Below are 21,040 nucleotides of genomic sequence, written 5' to 3'. Positions count from 1 at the left end.
GCCGATGTCCAGCACCCGCCCGACCCTGGTCGACTGTGCCGGTGCTCGGATGGGCGGGGCGTTGCGGTTCCTGACCGAACTGGACGGTTACCTGAGCCTTCGGCCGGGCCTGCAGGTCCACCTGGTCGGCCGAGATCACCGGATCGAACCGGGCTGGCTCGCCCGCCGGGAGCGGCCTGGGCGGTACGCGCGCGCGATCGCCCTCAACAACGTCGGCTTCCTCGCGACCCGCGGCGAACGATGGGTCCTGCTGCGCAACGTGCTGCACTTCCTGCCGGCGGAGGAGGCCCGACGGCTACCCGGCGGCCTGCCCGACGGCGTGGCCCGGACAGCACGTCTCGTGCGGCTGTTCGCCCGTCGTGCGGACGTGGTCGTCGTACCGACGACCACAATGGCGGACCGGGTTCTCACCATGCTTCCGAGCCTGTCCGCCAGGCTGGTGGTCCGGCCCCATCCGCTGTCCCCCGATTCGACCCCTCCCCGGGCCCGTACGCCGGGCCGGTTTCTGTGTCCCGTGTTGTTCGCGCCGTTCAAACCGATGGGGCGCCTGCTCCGCATGGTCGATGCCGCCGCGACCCGGCTTCAGGAGGAGATCGGAGCCCACCTCGCGATCATGGTCACCGCGACCGATCGCGAGGCCCACGAACATGGCTTGTCCCACTGTCGGACGCTGCGGTTCGTGGGCCGGCTGACGCTGGCCGAGCTGCGGGCCCACCAACGCGATGCCGGCGCGTTGCTGCAGCCGACGACGATGGAGTCCTTCGGCTACCCGCTCGCCGAGGCACGGCTCGCCGGGATACCCGTCATCGCCCGCGACACCTCGCACAACCGCGAGGTGGCCGGCCCGGTTCTGGTGCCGTACTCCCGGGAGTCGGCGGATGACCTCGCCGTGGCGCTGCGCACGGCGCTCACGTTCACGCCACGGCCCGAGACGGGAAATCCCTTCGATCCGACGCGTTACTTCGACTGGTTGCTCGATGCAGGAGAGAGCTCACCATGACGACGCAGACCCACCGAATCCCGCCGCGCCAGGGCCCATCGTTCCCCGCGGCACCAGCGGCACCAACGGCAGCACCAGAACCGGTAACGCCAGAACCGGCAGCACCAGAACCGGCAGCGACGCGAACCCCACGCCGAGCGAACTGGCCGACCCCCTATGACACCGCCGGTACCACCGGCCCAGCCGGTGCCGCCGGTCCCTCCCCCGCCGGATCGGCACAGCCACAGCCGGCGCCGGGATCGGTTCCCCTCACCGCAATCATCCTCGCCCACAACGAGGCACCGAACATCGTCCGGGCGATCAGGTCCGTCGGTTGGTGTCGACAGGTCGTCGTCGTGGACTCGGGTTCCACCGACGGCACCGCGGATCTGGCCCGCGCCATCGGTGCAACTGTCTGGCACGAGCCTTGGCGTGGGTTCGCCGGCCAGCGGCAGTGGGCGATGACCCACCCGGGGATCGCCCACGACTGGGTGTACTTCCTCGACAGCGACGAATGGGTATCCACCGCGCTCGCCGCCGAGATCGCCGCCCGGCTGGGGACGGCGGACTGCGCGGCCTACAGCCAACGACGCCGGTTGGTGTTCGAAGGCCGCTGGATCGCGCACTGCGGGTGGTATGCGAACAGCTGGCAGGCGCGGCTGCTCGATCGGCGGGTGGCGTACTTCGACGACGCCGTCACCTACAGCGAACGGGCCGTGGTCACCGGTGAGGTCGGACGGCTGTCCGCCGACCTGATCGACGAGGACCACAAAGGACTCGCCGCCTGGCTGCGCAAGCACGTGCGCTACGCCGAGCTGGAGGCGGCGCGCCGCGTGACGCAGCCCGCTGCCCGGGAGCGGTTGGCGCGGGTCCGCGAGGAGGTGCGCCGGCCCACCGGGTCAACCCGACCGCTCACGCGGACCATCGCGAGGGACGTGATCTTCCCGCTGGTTCCGGCCAAGCCGGCGGTCCTCTTCTGCTACATGTACCTGCTGCGGAGCGGATGGCGGGACGGGCGGCAAGGGCTGCTGTTCTGTCTCTACTACGCCTGGTACGAGCTCACGATCGGCGCACTGACCCGGTCTGTTCACCGGTGACCGCGTCGGTTCCGCTCGGTCGCTACCTGCGCACCACCGCGGGGCTGCGACCGGTCCAGCTCGGCGCCCGTGTCCGGCTGCGCGGGCAACGGGCCATCCTGAGCCGCCACCCGGGCCTGGGCGAGATGCTGCTGCGCGGCAGGCCGCCAGCGGAATCCTGGCCGATCGGGTTCCTGCCATTCGACGGCAGATGCCCGCCGGCTCGGCCGATGTTCGACGAGATCGTCGCGGGCCGCCTCACCCTGCTCGGCCACTCCCGCGATCTATGTCCCCCGGACTCCAGCACCCCCGCGACCGGCACCCCCACGCCCCCCACCCCCACGACCGCCACCCCCACGGGGGCCGGCGCCGCCGCGGCCCCAGCCCGATGGGACTGGAGGCAGGCCGACGCTCCGCTGCTGTGGCGCTACCATCTGCACTACTGGGACTGGGCATGGGCATTCACCACCGAGGCTGTTCAGGGGCCGGCGATGTTCGCCCGGCTGTATCTGGCCTGGCGGACCTCGGTGGCCCTAGGCGATCCGGTTGCCTGGTCGCCCTATGTCGTGTCGCTCCGGGCCTGGACGCTGTGTGCCTTGTGGCCCCGGCTCGCGCGGGGAACGCCCGCCGAGATGGCGGTCCTCGCCGACCTCGGCGTCTGCCGGTCCTTCCTGCGCACTCATCTGGAGACCGACGTCGGCGGGAACCACCTGCTGAAGAACTACAAGGCACTGATCGGGCTGGCGGTCGCCGATGACGACGCCCGCGGCCGCCGACGATGGGTCGACGCGCTGCTGCGCGAGCTCGATCGGCAGGTCCTCAGCGACGGTGGACACTACGAACGCTCCCCTACCTATCACTGTCAGGTGCTGGCCGACCTCGACGACGTCGCCGGGCTGCTCACCGCGGCGGGCCACGCGGTGCCCGGCGCACTGCTCGACGCGGCCGGCAGGATGCGGGCCTGGCTGACGGCCGTGCTCGGACCGGACGGTATGGTTCCCACGCTCAACGACGGATTCGCGGTGCCCGCCGAGGCCCTGCGGCTGCTTCTCCCGGCTCCGGTGAGATCGACGCCGATCTCCGTCCAGGGTCCGAGTCCGGGTCCGATCCCAATCCCGGCACCGCGCCCGGCCGAGATGCCGACCTCGACGCCGCAGCCGACCGTGGGGACCGCGCACCGTCCGCGGACGCCCGCATCTGACCAGACCGGCGGCCTTCTGCTGGTCGACAGCGGTCTCGCCGTGCTGACGGCGGGACCGTGGCATCTGCTCGCCGACGTGGGCCTGCCCTGTCCCGAGGACCTTCCGGCCCACGCCCACGCCGACACCCTCGCGTTTCTGCTCTGGCACGACGGCCGGCCGCTCCTGGTGGATACCGGGACCTCGACCTACGCCCCCGGACCGGACCGGGACGCCGAACGTGGTACCGCCGCCCACTCGACCGTCATCGTCGATCACGCCGACTCGACCGAGGTCTGGGGCGCGTTCCGGGCGGGCCGCCGGGCCCGTCCCACTCTTGTCACGATGCGCCACCACGAGAACGTGGCGACGTTGGCCGCCGGCCATGATGGCTACCGCCACCTTCCGGGGCGACCCGTGCACTGGCGGACGTGGCGACTCGACCCGAGCGGGTTGTCCGTCGACGATCGGATCACCGGGGAGGGCCGCCACCACGTCGAGGTGCTGTTCCACTTCGCCCCCGGGGTGTCCGTCACCGCCGCGGCGGTCGATACCAGGCAAACCAGTACCGCTTCGAGCGGGACCACTTCGAGCGGGACCAGCCGGAACGCGGCCACCCGGAGCGGGGCCACCCGGAGCGGGGCCACGGAGGCGCTCACGGTGAGCACGTCCCAGGGACGGCTGGTCCTGCGGGCCGGCGGACCGGGGCGGTGGGTGGTGCGCTCCACCCGCCGGGCGGTCGGATGGAGCCGTACGGTGCCGGCGTACACCGCCGCGTACGTGATCGATACCGAGCTGCCTGTCGCGGTACGCACCACGGTCGTCCACGAGGTCCGCTCCGGCAACCTGCGCTCCGGCGACACGGAATCGTCGCCCGCCCGCCTCTGACGCACACCCGGACCTGACCCACCCCGGTCACACCGCATCACCACGAAACCGAACAAACTGCCCGACAGGAGAACACCGTGCCGACCCTGTCCGCCCTACGCCCTTTCGCGGAACGGCTCACCCACCATCTGGTGGTGGCCCGCCGCCTGCCGCCGCCCTTCCAGGCGACGCGCATCTACGTCTCTTCCGAGGCGGGTCTGAAGTATCTGCGCCCCAGTCTCGCCGCCGTCGATCCGGTCCTGACCGACCTGGTCGGCGAGGTCGTGCGCCCCGGCCACGTGGTCTGGGACATCGGCGCGAACGTGGGACTGTTCGCCTTCGCCGCCGCGTCCGCCGCGACGTCGTCCGGCACGGTCGTCGCGGTCGAGCCCGACACCTGGCTGGTCGGGATGTTGCGCCGGTCGCAGACACGGTCACCACGCCGCGGCGGATCATCGGCCACCGATGGCCGTGCCACGGTGAAGATCCTGCCCGCCGCGGTCGGCGCGGCCCCGGGGATCAGCACGTTCCACATCGCGAGTCGCAACCGCGCGACCAGCCATCTGGACGGATTCGGCAGCAGCCAGACCGGCGGCACCCGCGCGGCGCAGCTCGTGCCGACCTTTACCCTGGACGGCCTGCTCTCCCATTTCCCGGCACCGGACGTCGTGAAAATCGACGTGGAGGGGGCCGAGCACGCGGTCCTCAGCGGTGGGCGCCGGCTTCTGGGCGACATCCGCCCGACCGTGATCTGCGAGGTCACCGGACGCAACGCCGAGGCCGTCGGCGACCTGCTGCGCGGGCACGGGTACCGCATCGTCGACGCGGAGGTTCCGCCGCCGGCTCGGCGATTCCTGACGGCGGCACCCTGGTCCACGTTGGCCGTGCCGGACGTCCCGCCCGCCACCGCGCGACCCGCGTCCGGGCAGGTTCCCGAGCCCCTGGTGCGCGCATGAGGACCACGGCGGTCATCGTCCACTGGGGGCCGACCGCGCCGACGATGGATCTGGCCGCGCAACTGGCGGCGATACCTCGGATCAGCGAGGTCGTCGTGGTGGCGAACGATCTGCGAGGACGGCCCGACGGCCTCGGGGAGGAGACGGCCTGGCTCGTCCCCCCCGGCAACCTCGGTTTCGGCGGCGGCTTCCGGCACGCGTGTGACGCCTATCCGGCCACCGACTGCTATCTCCTGCTCAACAATGACGTCCAGCTCGTGCCGGCCACCGTCGACGCCTGTCTGGAACTGCTGTCCCGCCCGGACGTGGGCATCGTCGGACCCACTCTGGTCAACGCCGACGGTCTGCATCCGGGCTTCGCCGGACTCACCCGCGTCTTCACCGTGCCGCGCGCCCGCCGGACCCCCACGGACCACGCCGATGACGTGCCGTGGGTCACCGGCGCGATCACCTTTATCAAGGCCGAGTGTCATCGGCAGGTGCCGATGGCCGTTCGGTACTTCCTGTACTACGAGGACGTGGATCTCTGCCACCGCGCTCAGGCGGCCGGGTGGCGTGTCCTCGTCAGTCCGGCCCAGGCCTGGCACACCGGTGGTGGGACGGTACCCAGCAACGGCTACACCTACTACACGGTGCGCAACCGGCTGTGGTTCGCCCGCCTCCACGGCCGCCCGCGGCAGGTGGCGCTGGTGACCGCCTGGCTGCTCCTGGCGGTGCTGCCCCGGGTCGCCGTGTCCGAGCTGGTGCGCCGGCGCGGAATCGTCCGCGTCCACTGCGGCCTGCGCGGCGTCGTGGACGGTCTCGCCCGCATCCCCGACATCGACCAGACCCTGCCCGGGGAACCCCGGGCGTCCCGGTGGAGTACGTGGACGCGCGAGGCCCGCTCCGTCCCGCGTCCTCGCCCGGCCCGGGACCGGCCGATCGGTCCACCGGACCCCGCGGGGGGAACCGACCGGCGGGAGAAGGCGGCCGGCACGGGGGAGCTCACCCGTCCCGGCTGAGCGTGACCACCACCCCGTGGCGGTCGACCACCTGGAAGCCCAGTCCACGCGCGGCGTCGAGCAGGTCCGCCGCGGTGACGGGCCGTCCCTCGAAGGTCGTGTCGTGCATCTCGAACACCGCTCGACGGCACCGGTCCAGCGCGCCCGGATCCCCCAACAGAAACGACGCCTCCGCACCCTCGATGTCGCTGACGAGGTCGAATTCCGCGATCCTCCTGCGTACCAGCAGGTCCCGAAGCGTGGCCGCCGGAATGGTGACGGTCCGCCGCGACGCGTCGTCCCACAACCGGGAACCGAGGTTGTTCCCGACGAGGGCGAACGCCACCGGGCCCACGGCCTGCGTGATCGCCCTGTTCTCCACGTCCAGGGTGATGTGCCCGGCGTACGCGGCCAGGCGTCGCGTGAGGCCCTCGATGAGGTGAGGGTTTGCCTCCACGCACACCAGCCGCGAGCCGGGGGCCAGCCGCGAGGCGATATGCGCGCTGGTGATGCCCAGACTCGCACCGAGTTCCACGACGGTGCCCGAGGTCGTGAGATGACGGCGGATCATCCGAATCTCGGCCCCTTCGTACAGCCGCCAGAACAGCGCCGCCCGCGCCTGCGGGGTGAAGTCGCGGTCAGCCACGTCGAAACGCAGCCCGTGGTTGGGGACCCGGTTGCGGGTGGCCGCCGCGATGACTGTCCCCACCGCCGGGGACGTCAGGACACCGGCGATCGAGATCTTGGTTCGGTAAAGAACATCACTGGCGTCCATGAGTAGGATCTTTTCCCTTCGTTACGGGCCGGGCACCGCCGTAGGCGAAACGTGCCGTCAGGAACAGCACGGCCAGCTGGATGGGCAACGCCGCGAGGAGGTCCCCCACGCTGCTCTCGGAGTTGACCAGTTGGAGGAAGAGCGGAACGAAGATCACGATGTAGCGCAGATCCTTCGCCGGGTCCCACGCCTCGTCGATCAGCCGGAAACCGGCGCCCAGCAGTGCCATGCCGACCAGCAGGGGAAGCAGGCCCCCGTGCAGATAGAGGTCGGTCTGGGGGGAGACGGCGGCCGCGGAGTAGATCCGGGCGTTCCCCGAGAGGTACTGCTGTTTGAACTCGTAGCCGGTGGCCCTGATCGGTTTGTCGGGCCAGACCGCCCGGGGCACGGCGGTCAGGACGGGAGCCAGGAACAGCTCGTTGATGTCCCGGTAGGGAACGATGTCGGGAGACAGCTGGACGACGATGGCCAGACTGTCGATGCCCCGCATCCGCGAGGTCAGGTACTCCAGCGGTGACTCCGCGGGGCCTTCCCCCGCGGGGGCGTCCCCGGACAGCGTCTGGCCCAGCACGGTCGGCGCCATGGACACCGCCGACTGGGCGTCCAGGGTGTGGCTCTGGCTGCGTACCTGGGCCCGATAGGAGGCGTTGTAGGGAATCAGCACGAGGACGAAGACGGCGGCGGCCGCGGCGATCCACCGCATTGGAAGCCGGCCGCTGGCGACGGAGAACGCGATCAGCACCCCCCACACGCTGGTCGCGAACACCCCCTTCATCCCGCTGGCGACGGCGAAGAGGATCTCGATGGACAGCAGGGCGACGAAGGCCCGCCGACGCCCCCCGCCCCGGGCCAGATCGACGGCGGCGATGAGGAGGGCGGACATCCCGAGGCCGCCGAGCAGGGTGAGCGGCTGGGCGTAGGCACTCGCCTCGGAGACCTTCTGGGACGCGTCGCCCAGGTAGGCATACTGGCCCAGGAGGATCTGCAGGACCCTGGCCGCCACCGAGATCCCGCACAGGATCCACGGCACGTTCCGGCCGCGCAGCCGGGTACCGGTCCCGGGCGCCGCCGCGGCGGCAAACCGGGTGGCCGCGCGCGTCACCATCCGGCCCGGGCCGAGCAGGTATCCGCAGGTCCACAGCGGCAGGGCGAGGCTCGCCAATGCGAGTGCCCGCAGCACGCCGTCGAGATGGATCTGCGGGGTGTCCAGCTGGGGGGTGCGCCAGACCAGTGACACCAGTCCGAACGACATCCCGGTCCACAGCAGGTACCAGGGGCCGAGACGGAACAAGCCCAGCCCGTAACCACGTCCCGCTCGCGCACCGACCAGGAGCAGCACAGCGAGGCATTCGAACGTGAACGCCACCGAGCGCAGGACCACCCGGTCGGACTCGGACGGCATCCGGAACGCCTCGACGAACCACGGCGCCACGCTGACCATCACGATCATCAGCCACAGCAGCGGCGGGCGGCGGGCGGCGTAGGCAACCCTCCCACCCGGCACGGCCGGGGCTATCACCACGGCGCACCCGAGGGGATCGGCGAGGCGTCGCCGGTAGGCGTGCCCGAGTGGCGCCGCGGACATCCCGCGAGCGGGCAGGCGGCCCGGGACGTCCGCCAGCAGAGAGCCCGCCAGCAGAGAAGATCAGGCATGCCCGAACCTCACGCCGTCTGGTCGCGGGGCAGCGGCGTGCGCCGCAGGGTGACGGCGACCTGTTCGAAACGCTCCCAGCCGTCGTGGAGCGCGAGCACGTTCGGCGAGAAGACGCCCTGCCCGGTCAGCCCGCGCCGGCTCAGATTGAGGATCCGGTAGCCGGCGGCGGCCAGCAGCGAGACCAGCTCACCGGGATGGTCCCCGGCAGCCCGCCGATCCCGTTCGCCGCGGTGGCCGTTCTCGCCGGGACGGTCTCCGCCGCGGCGGGCGAGGCGGGGCGGCATCGCCAGCAGGAGAGCCGGCCGATGCGCCCGTAGGAGCTCACCGGCGCCGCGCAGCACGTCGAGGCCCTCGGCCTCACCACCGATCCTGACCAGGTCAGGCGGTCGGTGCCGCGCGGCGTAGGCATCGAGGGTGATGGTCGTCGCGCCCGGGATGGGCACGGCGCCCACCGCGGCGGTAGACAGGTGGACACCCGAGAGCCGGTTGCGCTCGACCAGGGCCGCGAGCGTCGCCCCGGTGCGCGGTGCTTCCTCGAAGGCATGCACCTCGCCGGCCGCTCCCACCACCCCGGCCGCCCACAGGGTGTAGAGCCCGAGGCCAGCAGCGACGTCATAGCAACAGTCACCGGGGCGCAGAACCGCGTCGAACACCGGCGCGAGCGCCGGTGGCCGATAGCGGGGACCGCTGTAGGCGTTCGCAGAGCCCTGTACCCATCGGGTCAGCCAGCCACGACCGCGCAGGTCGGGAAGGACCGCGGCCAGACGTCCCGCCAGCCGCCAGCGCAGCGGACCGGCACGACGCCCGGGGATCGTCGCGAGGTTTCCAGAGCCATCCCGGGTCACATGCTTAAAGTAGCCGACCTCTTACAAAGAGCAATGGATTGAGGTCACGAATCCGCCGCGTCGCCCTCGCCCACCTTGACCGCCAGCCCCGGTCCGCCACCCCCCGGTCCGCCACTCCGCACGGTGAACCCGTCGCGGTCACCGCCAAGCACGTCCGAGCCCGCCGGTGGCTCCTGACAGGGCACCACCCACGGGGACCGCGGCCGCTCGACACGTCCGTGGAACCAGGCCACGGTGCGGGCAAGCCCGTCCCGTACGTCCACCAGGGGTCGCCACCCGAGCGCCTCCCGCGCCAGCGTGATGTCGGGGCAGCGCACGGTGGGATCGTCCTGCGGCCGCGGAACGAAGGTGATCGGGACGTCAGCCCCGCACACCTCCACGACGAGCCGCGCCGCATCAATGATCGTCATCTCCTGGGGGCTGCCGAGATTCACCGGACCAGGAAGGTCGCTGTCCAGCATGCGCACGACCCCCTCCACCAGATCGTCGACGTAGCACAGCGACCGAGTCTGGCGACCCTCGCCCGCAACGGTGACGGCCTGGCCACGCAGGGCCTGCGCAATGAAGGTCGGGATGGCGCGCCCGTCGTCGGCGCGCATCCTCGGCCCATAGGTGTTGAAGATCCGGATGATCCCGGTGGACGTGCCGTGGGTGGCGCGGTGGGCGGCGGTCAACGCCTCAGCGAAGCGCTTGGCCTCGTCGTACATGCTCCTCGGACCGATCGGATTGACGTGGCCCCAGTACTCCTCCGGCTGGGGGTGGACCCGGGGGTCGCCATAGACCTCCGAGGTGGAGGCCAAGAGGAACCGGGCGTTCTTGCGATATGCCAGATCCAGCAGGTTCGCGGTACCCGACGCACCGACCAACAGGGTCTCCAAGGGCAGGGCCCGATAGTCCACCGGGGACGCGGGGGAGGCGAAGTTCAGCACGGCGTCGACCGGACCAGTGACGTCGATCGGCTCGGTCACGTCCCGCCGCAGCAAGCGGAACCCGCCATGCCTCCGAAGATGGTCGATGTTGTCCGGCCGGCCGGTGAGGAAGTTGTCGACGCAGATCACCTCGGCGCCCCGAGCCAGCAGGCGGTCACAGAGATGGCTTCCAAGGAAGCCGGCCCCGCCGGCGACGACGACCCGCCTGGTCACTCCAACCACCACCCGTGAGTAAGGAAAGCCGGGCCATGGGCGTCACGTTCCGCTATCGGTCGACAACGACACTGCGCGCCCCTCAGACAGCCCTCCTTCTATCACTGACAGTGATAGAAGGAGGGCTACCACGGCGGGGAACCCGCGTGTCTCCACCCGATGACGCCGCAACCGCCACCCACCGCCACCCGGGCCCCACCGGTTCTCGGCACCCCGGCACCCGCGATCCGCGGCCTACGACACGCGACACGCGACACGCATCTACAGACAGTTGCTCGATTAATACTTTGAGTGACAGAGTCGGATCGATTCGTACTGGCGCACGGCCCACCCGGTCCGATCAGCGGTCATTGCGAGGAGGAACAGCCGGCTCATGACCTCCGTCCACAGGTCGACGACGGTGGCAGTCGTCGTATCGCACGCGATTCAGCATTTCGCGCCGCTGTACCGGGCGTTGACCGAACACGAGGTGGATCTTCGGGTGCTCTTCCTGTCCCGATCGGGTCTGGAACGCTACTTCGACGCGGATTTCGGCCTCGACGTGCAGTGGAAATCGGACATCGTCACCGGTTATCACCACGAGTTCATCGCGGACCTGCCGCTGCGCCCGGGCTGGCGGCAGCCCGACGCCAGCCGGCAGATGGTTACCCGGACCTGGGCGGCCCTGGACCGGCTGCGCCCCGCCTGCGTGCTCGTCTACGGATACCGGTACGCCCATTCCCTCGCGGCGCTCGCCTGGTGCCGGCGACGGGGCGTACCCGCCCTCATGATCAGTGACAGCGAACTCCTCGGCCAGCGAACCCCCGCCGTCCGCGCCGTCAAACGGCTCACGCTGCCCCACCTGATGCGTTCAGTGAGTGCATTCCTCACGATCGGCGACAACAACGAGGCGTACCTGGCCCACTATGGAGTCCCCGCCACCCGCATGTTCCGCACGCCGTATCCCACCGATGAGACGGTGCTGCGGGCCGTACTGGCTCATCGGGAGAAGCATCGAACGGCGATTCGCGCCGAGCTGGGTATCGCCCCGGACGCCCTTGTCGCCCTGTTCGCCGGAAAGATGATCTCTCGGAAGCGCCCCCTCGACATCGCGGACGCGCTGCGCGTCCTCACCCGCGCCCCCCGGGGTCCGGTCGACCGGGAAATCATCGTGATCATGGCTGGGGACGGAGTGTTGCGCCCCGCTCTCGACGCGGTGGCCGCCGAGCTCGGCGGCGCGTTGCGGATGGTCGGATTCGCCGACCAGGAACGGCTCCCCCGCCTGTACGCGGCCAGCGACCTCTACCTGCACCCCGCCGAGCGGGACCCGCACCCGCTGGCGGTCAAGGAGGCGGTGCTCTGCGGCCTGCCGGTGGTGGTCAGCGACCGGGTGGGCTCCACCGGCCCGACCGACGATGTCCGTCCCGGCCGCAACGGCCGGGTTCACCCGGTCGGCGATGTGGACGCGCTCGCACGGATCCTCGGGGAGCTGCGCGCGCGCCCCGACGTCCTGGCCAGGATGGCCCAGGAGTCGGAGAAGGTGATCGGCGACATCGAGCTCGCCGCGTCAGTGGACGGCTTCCTGCGCGCCGTTGCCCATGTGCGCGACACCGCTCGGCGCGGATGACCAGAGCCGTCAGCCGAATCGCCGGGCCGTCATGACCGGGCCGCTCGCGAGCCGGCTTCCCCGCTCCACCGTCGCCGTACTCGCCGGCAACGCGGGCACGCTGGTCGTCGGGACCGCGACCGGCGTCCTGGCCGCCCGCGCCCTGGGGCCAGTGGCCCGCGGCGAGTTCGTCGCGCTGCAGACCTGGGCGGGCATGCTCGCGATGGTGTTCGCCCTGGGTGTCTCCCAGACGCTGGTCACCGATGACGGTGAGGACCGCGCGCTGCTCGGCCCGCTGCTCACCCAGACCGTCGCGTCGGCGCTGCTCGCCGCGGTGCTGTTCACCGTGGTGCCGGCGCTGATCACTGTGGGCCCGGGCCGTTCGGGCGGCGCGGGAGCCGGGCGGGGACCCGCCTGGGACACCGTCGCCGTGCTGGGCGCGACCTGCTTCACCGCCGCGGCCGTGGCCGCCTCCAACGCCGCCGGGCTCGCGCAGCGCCGCGGTCGGATGACCGGCGAGTTCCAGCTCGTCCGGCTGCTACCGGCGGCGGCGACACTGGCCGCGTTCGCCGCGCTCGCCGGCAGCGGAGTCCGCGATCCAGGATCGTGGATGCTGGCCCTCGGCGTGACGGCCCTGCTACCCCCACTCGGGTACCACGTGGCGGTGCTCGGCGGCCTTCCCGCGCTCGCGCGGCCGGGACGCCTGCTGCCCCGGCGCCGTTTCATGCGGTCCGCCCTGGGGGCCTACGGCACCGTCGTCGGGGCTCAGGTCATCTACAAGCTGGACATGCTGCTCGTCGCCACCTTCCTGGCCGCCGAGCAGGTGGCCTTCTACGCCGTCGCCGTCGCCCTCGCCGGCGCCTGCACGACCGTCTGCCAGGCAACCGGCATGGTGATGTTCAGCCGGCTCCGTACCCTGGTCGATCCCCGGCAGCGGGCCCGGGTGGTGCGCCGCGCGGTCATCGCCACCGTCGCCCTCGCCGCCGTAGTGGCGGGTGCGATCACCCTCGTCACGCCGACGGCCATCCGCATCGTCTACGGCACGCGGTTCGCCCCCGCCGCCCCGGCCGCCCAGGTCCTCGTGCTGGCGACCATCCCGCAGTCCGTCGATTACCTGCTCACCCATGTACTGCTCGGGTTCCGTGCCGCCCGCACGGTGCTTGCCATCCAGGTCCCGGTCGCGCTGTCGACCGTGCTCGGGCTCGCGGCGGCGCTGCACGACGGCCGCCTGCCGATCGTGGCCGCGGTGTCGGGGATCACCTACACCGCCTCGGCCGTGTTGCTGCACCTGGCCAGTACCCGCCTGCTCGCCCGCGCGGCAGGCGCCTCGCCCAGCAGCGCCCCCCCGGACGCCACCTCACCCAGCAGCGCCCCCCTGGACGGCACCTCACCCAATAGCGAACGGAGCCCGACGGCCCCCGGCCCCATCCCCTTTCCGCGCTCACCCCTCTCATCAGGAGCCATGATGACCACGACGCCGACCCTTGCCCCGCACGACCCGACCGTCGCCCGTCACGACCTTTCCGATACCTCGGTGCGGTATCTCGATCTGCTTCGCACGACGCTGACCTGCTCTCTCTGGGATGGTTGGGACGACGGTGCGTGGGAGCCGCGCACCGGCGCGAAGAGGATGCTGGTACGAGCCTTCCGCAGCCAGGGAATGGAAATCGTCAAGAGGAGCGCACCGGGCGCCCGGACCGACGGCCGGGACTGGCCGCGGCTGGCGCTCACGATGACCGGCGACCACCGGATGCGCAACCTCCAGGAGTGCACCGAACGAGTCATCGTCGACGGCGTCCCAGGCGACCTCATCGAGACCGGGGTCTGGCGGGGCGGCGCGTGCATCCTCATGCGCGGGGTGCTCGCCGCCTACGGCGTCCCCGACCGCACGGTCTGGGTCGCCGACTCGTTCGCCGGCCTGCCCGCGCCCAATCCGGGGCGCTACGCCGCCGACACCGGCGACCGCCACCACGAGTACGCGGAGCTGTCGGTGTCCCTCGAGCAGGTGCGGGACAACTTCCGCCGCTACGGCCTGCTCGACGATCAGGTCCGCTTCCTGCGCGGCTGGTTCCGGGACACCCTGCCCACCGCGCCCATCGAGCGCCTCGCGGTCCTGCGCCTCGACGGCGACATGTACGAGAGCACCACCGACGCGCTGATGGCGCTTTACCCGAAGCTCTCCGACGGCGGCTTCTGCATCGTCGACGACTATGGAGCCGTTCCCGGCTGCCGGGCGGCGGTCGAGGACTACCGGGCCGCCCACGGGGTGACCGAGCCGATCATCGAAGTCGACTGGACCTGCGTCTACTGGCGCCGGAACGAGCCCTAGCGGTCACGCTGAGCTGGTCCGCAGTCCGCCGGCCCCGGCGGAGAGAGGAGGAAGGGATGGCGGAGGAAGGAGTGGCAGTGCGGCAACGACCGTGGGCGGTACTGATGGTGTGTACCGGCAACGTCTGCCGCTCGCCCCTGGCCGAGCATCTCGCCGCCGCCCGGTTCAGCGCCGCGCTGGACCGGATCGGCCTCGGCGCGGCCGGCGCGCCGGCATCCGGCGGGACCGGGGGTAACGAGCCCTCGTCCGAGGGATGGCATCCACCCGGCCCCGCCGGGGATCTTCTGGTGAGCAGCGCGGGAGTATGCGCCCGGGCAGGTGAGGCGATGTATCCCCAGGCCGCGGCGATCCTGGCATCGCGAGGGCTCGACCCGTCCGGCTTCCGGGCAAGGTTGCTGACAGCGGACCTGGTCCAGGCCAGCGATCTGGTGCTGTGCGCGACCCGCGCACACCGCTCGACGGTGGTGGGCCTTGTGCCGCGGGCCATGCGCCGTACCTTCACCCTGCGCGAGTTCGGACGGTTGACCTCCGGAGTCCGCCCCGCCGACATCCCCCCGGGCGGGGCACGGGTGGCCGGGGAGTACCTCGCCGCCACGGCCTGGCGGATCCGGGCCGCCGGCCGCGCGCTACCGGCCGCCCTCGACGACCTGGCCGACCCCCTCGACGGCGGTCGGGAGGCGTTCGAGAACTGCGCGCGGATGATCGAAGAGACGTTGTCACGGCCGATGGCCCTGCTGGCGGAGGCGTGTCACGAGCCACTGGCGGCCGCGCCTACGGACCCCGCAGGCCCGGCAGGCCTCGTAGACCCGGCAGGCCCGGCAGGCCTCGCGGATGTCCCGGTCGACCGGACCCCGGCACCGGGATGAACATCCTGATCGGGAACCGGTGGCTGGCCGGCTTCCTCGACGAGACCCCCCTGCCCGGCCACTGCCGGATCCGCCCGGACACCTGGGTGACGCTGTTTCCCGTGGACGGTCAGTTCTTCGTCAGGGCGGGCAGCGGCCGGGCCCTCGCCGCCTACACCCGCGAGTTCGGCATCCGCGCGGTCGCCCGCAAAACGGCCAGCCGGCTGCGGGAACGCGACCGCAACCAGCGTTACTTCGGCGTGGGCCTGGGCACCCTGGTCGAAGCCGTCCCACCCGCTGGTGGGGCGGCTTCGCGGACGGGAACGACCGTCGCTTTCGTCGCCCCCTGCCACCCGGCGTGCATGGAACGCGTCGTCCTGCATCAGGACCTCGTCCGCCCGGTCGGGCCGCCCGGCCCCACCGGCGCTCCCGCTCCCGCCGACCCACTCGGCTTCGTCAGCCCCGATCCGCCACCACCGCGATCCGCGATCGTCTACCGGGCCCGGCCGGCGACCGCGTTGCCGGTCGTGGACGACACGCTCATCGGCTGGTCTCCGATGTCGGGAGCACCGGTGGATCCCGGTGCCGTCGACCGTCTCGTCGCCTGGCTCGCAACCGAGTGGACCGGGGCCCGACCCGGGGATCGCCCACTCGCCGGGATCAGTCCGATCACGGAGAGTACCCCGCGCCATGGCCCGCCGCCCACGTCCGGACGACCCACCGCTGTCCTGTTCGGGTTGGGACACTATGCCAAGACACAAATCGTCCCGCACGTCCGTGATCACCTCGACCTCGTCGGTGTGCATGAGATCGACCCCGTCCAGCTGGGCGCCCGGCGACCGGACCGATGTTCCTGGGACACCGCGGCGCTGCTCCGGGACGGGGAGCAGGCCGACGTCGTCCTCATCGCGGGCTACCACCACACGCACGCGCCGCTGGCCCGGGAGGCGCTGCGGCTCGGCTCAGTGGCCGTCGTCGAGAAGCCCGTTGTCACCACAGAGGACGATCTCGACCGGCTGGTGAAACTCCTTCACGCCGGCGGGCGCCTGTTCGCCTGCTTCCAGCGACGCCACAGCCCGATGAACGCCTGGCTACGCTCCGACCTGCGCCTAGCCGACGGCAACGAGCCGCTGATCTACAGTGCCGTGGTGTACGAGGAACCGCTTCCCCGCCGGCACTGGTACCGCTGGCCGTCCTCACGCACCCGGCTGGTCAGTAACGGCTGCCACTGGATCGACCACTTCCTCTGGCTCAACGACTTCGCGCCGGTCCGCCGGAGCACGGTGGCCCGCTCCCGCACGGACACCTTCACGGTGTACGTCGAGCTGGAGAACGACGCGGTCCTCTCGCTCGTGCTGACCAGTGCCGGGGGCAGCCGGCACGGTCTGCGGGAACAGTCCCAGCTGCGCGCGAACGGTGTGACGGCCACCATCGTCGACGGTTCGCAGTACACCGCGGAGGCCGGGTCCCGCATCCTGCGGCGGCGAGTCAACCGGCTCGACAGCTACCCGGCCATGTACCGCGACATCTGCGAGGGCATCGTGGCCGGCGCCCCGGGCGAGGACGCAGGGCAGATCGCCGCCGTCGCCGCGCTCACGCTACGGCTGGACGCCGCAGCCGGCGGGGATGGGCCCGAACCCTGATCCCCGGGATCAGGGACGTCACGGTCCTGGTGCCGGCGGCGCCCGGACCCCCGAATCGGACCGCCATCACGGGCCCGGTGCGACCGCCACGCCGTCGACCGCCATCAGGAGGCCGCAAGGTCGGCCGGCAGCCCGGCGCCCGACCGCCCGCCGGGCTGCCGGTCCCGCCGCCGACGGACGCGTGGCCACGACGGCCTCGACCGCCGGTGCCACGATCGGGGAGACCGGGGACTGTGCCGCGCAGGTGTCGACCGGTCCCGCCACGGCGCGCGGCGCGGTCCCGGGATGGACGGCAAGCCGGCTGCCCCATTCCCGCAACCAGCCGACAACTCGTTCCCCGGCCATCGGACGTGACACGAAGTATCCCTGGACCTCGTCACACTGCCAGGCGGCGAGAGAGGCCCAGGAACGCTGCGTTTCGACCCCCTCGGCGACAATCCGTAACCGCAGCGCATGCGCCAGGGAGACCGTGGACCGCACGATCTCGGCCGCGGCCGGATCGCGGTCGAGGTCACGCAGGAAGGTCCGGTCCAGCTTCACCTCGTCGGCCGGCAGTTCGCGCAGGTACGACAGCGAACAGAACCCGGTGCCGTAGTCGTCCAGGCTGACCCGCACACCGAACCGGCGCAGCCCCGCCAGGGTTCCCTGTGCCAGCTCCCGCGCCACGATGAGGGAGTCCTCGGTGACCTCGATGACGAGCGCCGAGGGCGGGAGCCGGTGCCGGGCGAGCGCGGCCCGCACCACGCCGACGAAGGCGCAGTCGACGATGACCGACGCGGGGACGTTCACCGATACCGCGAGCGGGGCACCCCGGCCGTGCCAGCGCGCGCAGTCGGCCAGGGCCTGGTCAAGGACCTGCACGGTGAGCTTCGGCATCAACCCGGCGCGTTCGATCTCCGCCAGGAAGGCGTCGGGCGGCCGCACGCCGTCGACCGGATGACGCCAGCGGACGAGGGCTTCCACACCGCTGATCCGACCACTGCGCAGATCCGCCTTGGGCTGGTAACTCAGTTCGATCTGGCCGGAGTCCAGCGCATGACGCACCTCGGCCCGCAGCAGCAGGCGGGCCCGGTTGATCGGTGGATGATCGCGGGCGTAGACGGTCTGCCCGTGACGGCCCCCCTTCGCCAGGTACATCGCCTCCTCTGCATGACGAAAGAGCTCCAGCGCGCCACGGCCGTGCTCGGGGGCATGGGCGATCCCCACGCTCGCCTCGGGCCGCACCGGAGTTCCCGCGAGCGGAACGGGCAGTTCCAGCACCTCCCGCAACCGCCGAGCGACCTGTTCGGCCCGGGCCACGTCAGCGCCGCGCAACAGCACAGCGAACGCGTTGCCGTCCACCCGGGCGAGCAGATCCGATCCGGGCAGCGCCCCGCGCAGCCGGCGACCCACCGTGGCGAGCAGGCGGTCCCCATACTCATGCCCGAGCGCCCCGTTGACATCGCGCATCCGATCGAGATCGATGAGCAGCACCGACACGGACGTTGCGCCGCGCGCCCGGTGCTCACCGCCCGCGAGACAACGGCTGGCGACGTCGAGGAAGTACCGTCGGCCCGGCAGCCCGGTCAGCTCGTCCACCACGCCGCGCCACGGCCACGCACGGCCAACGCCTCCCCGGGGATCCCACGACCGGATGTCCGGACCGGCTGGACCGGCTGGACCGGCCAGACCGTTCGCATCGGCCAGACCGTTCGGACCCGGCCGGACCGCCACCGCGATCGACAACGCCGCGGCCGCGAGCACCACGCACGACAACGCGACCGGCGACGGCACGGGCCCGCCCCATCCGCCGATGAGACAGAGCAGTCCCAGAAACAGACCGAGCGCACCCCCCATCAGGGCGGCGACCCCCGAGAGCGGCCGGACCAGCATCGACCGGGGCAGCATTGACTGGAACAACACTGACCGGAACAGCACTGACCGGACCATCGTCGCTCCACCCGCAACGCATCCATGACTTGGGCGAGCACGCGGACCGACATCGCCGGTCCGCGTGCTCCCGGGGACAGCCGTCCCCGCCCCGACCTCGTGGCGCAACCACCGGTGGCCACCCGACGGGCGGCCCGCACCGCCGTGCCGGATCGTCGAGCCACGCCGTATCCGATCCCGCCCATTCATCGAATTCCCCCGAAGCCGATCCCGCAATGTCCTTGAGCGAGCTGCGTCCTTGAGCAAGCCGCCGCAGCCGGTCGAGGATGGCCGCCCACGGCGCCACCACCGCCGGCATCACGCGTCTGGTTTATCCCCGCGCTATCCGAGCGTAACGTGCGCCAGTTCGCAGGGTATCCGATGCCCGACTTTCCACCGGCATCGGCTCGGCCCGTGGCCGCCGACACCGTCGTTGGCCAACCGCCGGGGATACTAATCACCATGAAGGGCACCGGCGAAATCCAAACCGTTGCCACCCGGGACCACACCGTGTCCATTCCGGGAAATCCCCCGTCAGGGGCGGAGAGCCTACAGTAATCAGCTCCTTGCCCGGCACCTCACCAAGTTCCCCGGACACCGGACAGGCGACGTCGAACCGAGTCGGGGCTACCACCTCAGATTCGGCGGCGCGATACGTGTAGTAACGGTCTCGCACCTCGACGGGGAGGGGATCCCCAACCTTCAACTCATCGAGACGACTAAACAGTGCTCCATATGCGGTCCGATATCCGGAAACCACGACATTCTCCAGCTCACCGGGCATGGCGGTCCCCGTCATATGTCCGGACCCCGGCGCAGGACGCTGGCGGGGGCGCCTCCCACCATGGCCGGTGAATGATTTGGACCGAATCATGGAGCACGCAGTATCGTCGGCGGGTCACGCCAGCATCCCGCATCTCACTCACCGTTACATGCAGAGGCATTCCTGTTACCCTCGGTACTCATTCCGAGCTGTGGAGGCTCGTCGCCCGCCGGACCGGATGCTCTACCCGAGCGACGCAGGGGGTCCGATTAAGACCGTGGCGGTGATCGTCCACTGGGGTCCACACCGGCCGACCGTGGAGCTTGCGAGGTGGCTCGACGGCAGCCCCGTCATCGCCCAAGTGGCGGTGGTCGCGAACGACCGGTCGGACCGACCCGACCACCTGCCGGCCTCGGTCGCCTGGATCCTGCCGCCCCGCGACCTCGGTCTCGGCGGAGGCTTCCGGCTCGCCAGCCACGGCTACCCCGCCGCGCAGGCCTATCTCCTGATCGGCAACCACGTCAGGATCCCGGACCCGGCGCTGCGCGCCTGCCTGGAGCTGCTGGCCGGGACGAATATCGGCGTGGTCGCTCCCACCCTGGTCGACGACGACGGTCGGCGCTCGGGCCCGGCGCGGCTGAGTCCGGTCCTGGCGGCACCGAAGGCCCGGCGCCCCCCCGGCGACCGACCCCTGGAGGCCGACTGGGTCGCAGGCACGATCATGTTCGTCAAGGCGGACTGCCTGCGGCGGATCCCCCTGGACGGCCGTTACTACCTCGGGTTCGAGGATGTCGACTTCTGTTACCGCGTCCGGGAAGCCGGATGGAGCGTCGTGGTCAGTCCGCACCGTGCACGGCACATCGGGAGCACGACCGTCCCCCGGCGTGGCGACGCCTATTACGGGGTGCGCAACCGGCTCTGGTTCGCCCGGGTCCGCGGATGGCGGGCCCGGGCCGCCTTGATCGCCCTGGCGACGGCGGTCGTCGTGCTACCCCGCGCCGTCGCCCTGGACATGCTCCTCGGGCACGGTACCCGAACCTCGGCCCTCGTCCTCCACGGCCTGCTGGACGGTCTCTCGATGCTTCCCCCGCCGGGAGAGGCACGTGACGACGAGCCGCGCGCCGCTCACTGGACAAGCTGGCCGTAGCCGGGCCGGCCACCAGGCGCGGACCGTTGCCGCATCACGGCAACGCCGGGGGCGCCGGTCCGGCGCGTCGCCTGTGGCGCCGCGAGGAACAGCGCCTGCCAGGCGAACATGTTCGGCCACCGGTCCAGCACGCGGCGATCCCACCGCCGCACCAGGTCCCCGGGGAGCAGCTCACGGGTGCGCCACCACGGCAGACCACCGGTGGTGGCGGTGGCGACGATGCGCAGGCCGTTGTCCTCCAACAGCCGCCGTGCCGAGTCGACGGTGTAAAATCGCAGGTGGGTAGCGTCCATGAGACCGGTCTCGGTGTACTCGAACCGACCCCGCAGGAACAGCGCGCGCTGCCGGTAGTGCAGCACGTTCGGCAG

General features: G+C 71.3%; 16 protein-coding genes and 1 pseudogene. 10 read left to right on the top strand and 7 right to left on the bottom strand.

The features are described from left to right. The first annotated feature begins 4 nt into the window (after nucleotides 1-4). From AC08OU_RS01535 to AC08OU_RS01515, 5 genes are all read left to right on the top strand, one after another. Nucleotides 5-1,000, top strand: coding sequence for a glycosyltransferase (locus tag AC08OU_RS01535; RefSeq protein ID WP_476601269.1), 996 nt, complete (start codon nucleotides 5-7; stop codon nucleotides 998-1,000). Next, the gene (locus tag AC08OU_RS01530) at nucleotides 997-2,076 is read left to right on the top strand and encodes a glycosyltransferase family 2 protein (RefSeq protein WP_476593338.1); all 1,080 of its coding nucleotides are present in this window, start codon (nucleotides 997-999) and stop codon (nucleotides 2,074-2,076) included. The genes AC08OU_RS01535 and AC08OU_RS01530 overlap by 4 nt, the downstream gene beginning before the upstream one ends. Continuing rightward, complete coding sequence (locus AC08OU_RS01525) at nucleotides 2,073-4,121, top strand: heparinase II/III domain-containing protein (protein WP_476604101.1); 2,049 nt, start codon at nucleotides 2,073-2,075, stop codon at nucleotides 4,119-4,121. The genes AC08OU_RS01530 and AC08OU_RS01525 overlap by 4 nt, the downstream gene beginning before the upstream one ends. A gap of 77 nt (nucleotides 4,122-4,198) precedes the next feature. After that, entirely contained in the window at nucleotides 4,199-5,056 is an 858-nt protein-coding gene (locus AC08OU_RS01520; protein ID WP_462187903.1) for an FkbM family methyltransferase, read from the top strand. Next, nucleotides 5,053-6,057: a glycosyltransferase gene (locus AC08OU_RS01515; RefSeq protein WP_476602320.1), complete on the top strand. Its 1,005-nt coding sequence runs from the start codon at nucleotides 5,053-5,055 to the stop codon at nucleotides 6,055-6,057. The genes AC08OU_RS01520 and AC08OU_RS01515 overlap by 4 nt, the downstream gene beginning before the upstream one ends. On the opposite strand, the gene AC08OU_RS01510 is transcribed toward AC08OU_RS01515, so the two are convergent. The 4 genes from AC08OU_RS01510 to AC08OU_RS01495 form a co-directional block, all read right to left on the bottom strand. Further along, nucleotides 6,041-6,811 (bottom strand): FkbM family methyltransferase, encoded by a 771-nt coding sequence (locus AC08OU_RS01510; protein ID WP_462187905.1) that lies wholly within the window; start codon nucleotides 6,809-6,811, stop codon nucleotides 6,041-6,043. The genes AC08OU_RS01515 and AC08OU_RS01510 overlap by 17 nt on opposite strands. After that, nucleotides 6,798-8,396, bottom strand: coding sequence for a hypothetical protein (locus AC08OU_RS01505; RefSeq protein WP_476598558.1), 1,599 nt, complete (start codon nucleotides 8,394-8,396; stop codon nucleotides 6,798-6,800). Before AC08OU_RS01505 ends, AC08OU_RS01510 begins: the two co-directional genes overlap by 14 nt. A gap of 77 nt (nucleotides 8,397-8,473) precedes the next feature. Continuing rightward, nucleotides 8,474-9,310 (bottom strand): class I SAM-dependent methyltransferase, encoded by an 837-nt coding sequence (locus AC08OU_RS01500; RefSeq protein ID WP_476598559.1) that lies wholly within the window; start codon nucleotides 9,308-9,310, stop codon nucleotides 8,474-8,476. 44 nt (nucleotides 9,311-9,354) lie between these two features. Then, nucleotides 9,355-10,452 carry a UDP-glucuronic acid decarboxylase family protein gene (locus AC08OU_RS01495; protein WP_462186693.1) on the bottom strand — a complete coding sequence of 366 codons (1,098 nt, stop codon included), beginning with the start codon at nucleotides 10,450-10,452 and terminating at the stop codon, nucleotides 9,355-9,357. Between the two features lie 400 nt (nucleotides 10,453-10,852). Between AC08OU_RS01495 and AC08OU_RS01490 the strand changes: the two genes are divergently transcribed. The 4 genes from AC08OU_RS01490 (at nucleotide 10,853) to AC08OU_RS01475 (ending at nucleotide 16,854) form a co-directional block, all read left to right on the top strand. Next, a complete protein-coding gene (locus AC08OU_RS01490; protein WP_476598561.1) occupies nucleotides 10,853-12,058 on the top strand; it encodes a glycosyltransferase family 4 protein in 1,206 nt (401 codons plus the stop codon). Between the two features lie 1,444 nt (nucleotides 12,059-13,502). Further along, nucleotides 13,503-14,366 (top strand): TylF/MycF family methyltransferase, encoded by an 864-nt coding sequence (locus tag AC08OU_RS01485; RefSeq protein ID WP_476598594.1) that lies wholly within the window; start codon nucleotides 13,503-13,505, stop codon nucleotides 14,364-14,366. A 56-nt stretch (nucleotides 14,367-14,422) separates the two neighbouring features. Continuing rightward, nucleotides 14,423-15,232, top strand: coding sequence for an arsenate reductase/protein-tyrosine-phosphatase family protein (locus AC08OU_RS01480; protein ID WP_476598563.1), 810 nt, complete (start codon nucleotides 14,423-14,425; stop codon nucleotides 15,230-15,232). After that, entirely contained in the window at nucleotides 15,229-16,854 is a 1,626-nt protein-coding gene (locus tag AC08OU_RS01475; RefSeq protein WP_476598565.1) for a Gfo/Idh/MocA family oxidoreductase, read from the top strand. Before AC08OU_RS01480 ends, AC08OU_RS01475 begins: the two co-directional genes overlap by 4 nt. Nucleotides 16,855-16,920: 66 nt before the next feature. On the opposite strand, the gene AC08OU_RS01470 is transcribed toward AC08OU_RS01475, so the two are convergent. Together AC08OU_RS01470 and AC08OU_RS01465 are read right to left on the bottom strand one after the other, a co-directional pair. Beyond that, complete coding sequence (locus tag AC08OU_RS01470) at nucleotides 16,921-18,771, bottom strand: putative bifunctional diguanylate cyclase/phosphodiesterase (RefSeq protein ID WP_476598567.1); 1,851 nt, start codon at nucleotides 18,769-18,771, stop codon at nucleotides 16,921-16,923. Nucleotides 18,772-19,219: 448 nt separating this feature from the next. Next, complete coding sequence (locus AC08OU_RS01465) at nucleotides 19,220-19,546, bottom strand: class E sortase (protein ID WP_476604100.1); 327 nt, start codon at nucleotides 19,544-19,546, stop codon at nucleotides 19,220-19,222. A gap of 247 nt (nucleotides 19,547-19,793) precedes the next feature. Here AC08OU_RS01465 and AC08OU_RS01460 point away from each other — a divergent pair, with 247 nt between their 5' ends. Next, nucleotides 19,794-20,672, top strand: a complete 879-nt coding sequence (locus AC08OU_RS01460) for a glycosyltransferase family 2 protein (protein WP_462186697.1) — start codon at nucleotides 19,794-19,796, stop codon at nucleotides 20,670-20,672. Here the strand turns inward: AC08OU_RS01460 and AC08OU_RS01455 are convergent. Next, nucleotides 20,651-21,040, bottom strand: a pseudogene (locus AC08OU_RS01455) (class I SAM-dependent methyltransferase); the annotation flags it as partial. The gene AC08OU_RS01460 and the pseudogene AC08OU_RS01455 sit on opposite strands and share 22 nt — an antisense overlap.

Source organism: Frankia sp. CcMO1, from assembly GCF_977945845.1.
The sequence above is the reverse complement of the archived record's forward strand: the minus strand, read 5'-3'. Positions and strand labels throughout refer to the sequence as shown.

Bases quoted from the DNA above. Each gene is read 5' to 3' on its own strand.
- AC08OU_RS01485 (WP_476598594.1), top strand. From the start codon at position 13,503: ATGACCACGACGCCGACCCTTGCCCCGCACGACCCGACCGTCGCCCGT.
- AC08OU_RS01465 (WP_476604100.1), bottom strand. From the start codon at position 19,546: ATGCCCGGTGAGCTGGAGAATGTCGTGGTTTCCGGATATCGGACCGCA.
- AC08OU_RS01510 (WP_462187905.1), bottom strand. From the start codon at position 6,811: ATGGACGCCAGTGATGTTCTTTACCGAACCAAGATCTCGATCGCCGGT.
- AC08OU_RS01535 (WP_476601269.1), top strand. From the start codon at position 5: ATGTCCAGCACCCGCCCGACCCTGGTCGACTGTGCCGGTGCTCGGATG.
- AC08OU_RS01480 (WP_476598563.1), top strand. From the start codon at position 14,423: ATGGCGGAGGAAGGAGTGGCAGTGCGGCAACGACCGTGGGCGGTACTG.
- AC08OU_RS01475 (WP_476598565.1), top strand. From the start codon at position 15,229: ATGAACATCCTGATCGGGAACCGGTGGCTGGCCGGCTTCCTCGACGAG.
- AC08OU_RS01515 (WP_476602320.1), top strand. From the start codon at position 5,053: ATGAGGACCACGGCGGTCATCGTCCACTGGGGGCCGACCGCGCCGACG.
- AC08OU_RS01505 (WP_476598558.1), bottom strand. From the start codon at position 8,396: ATGTCCGCGGCGCCACTCGGGCACGCCTACCGGCGACGCCTCGCCGAT.
- AC08OU_RS01530 (WP_476593338.1), top strand. From the start codon at position 997: ATGACGACGCAGACCCACCGAATCCCGCCGCGCCAGGGCCCATCGTTC.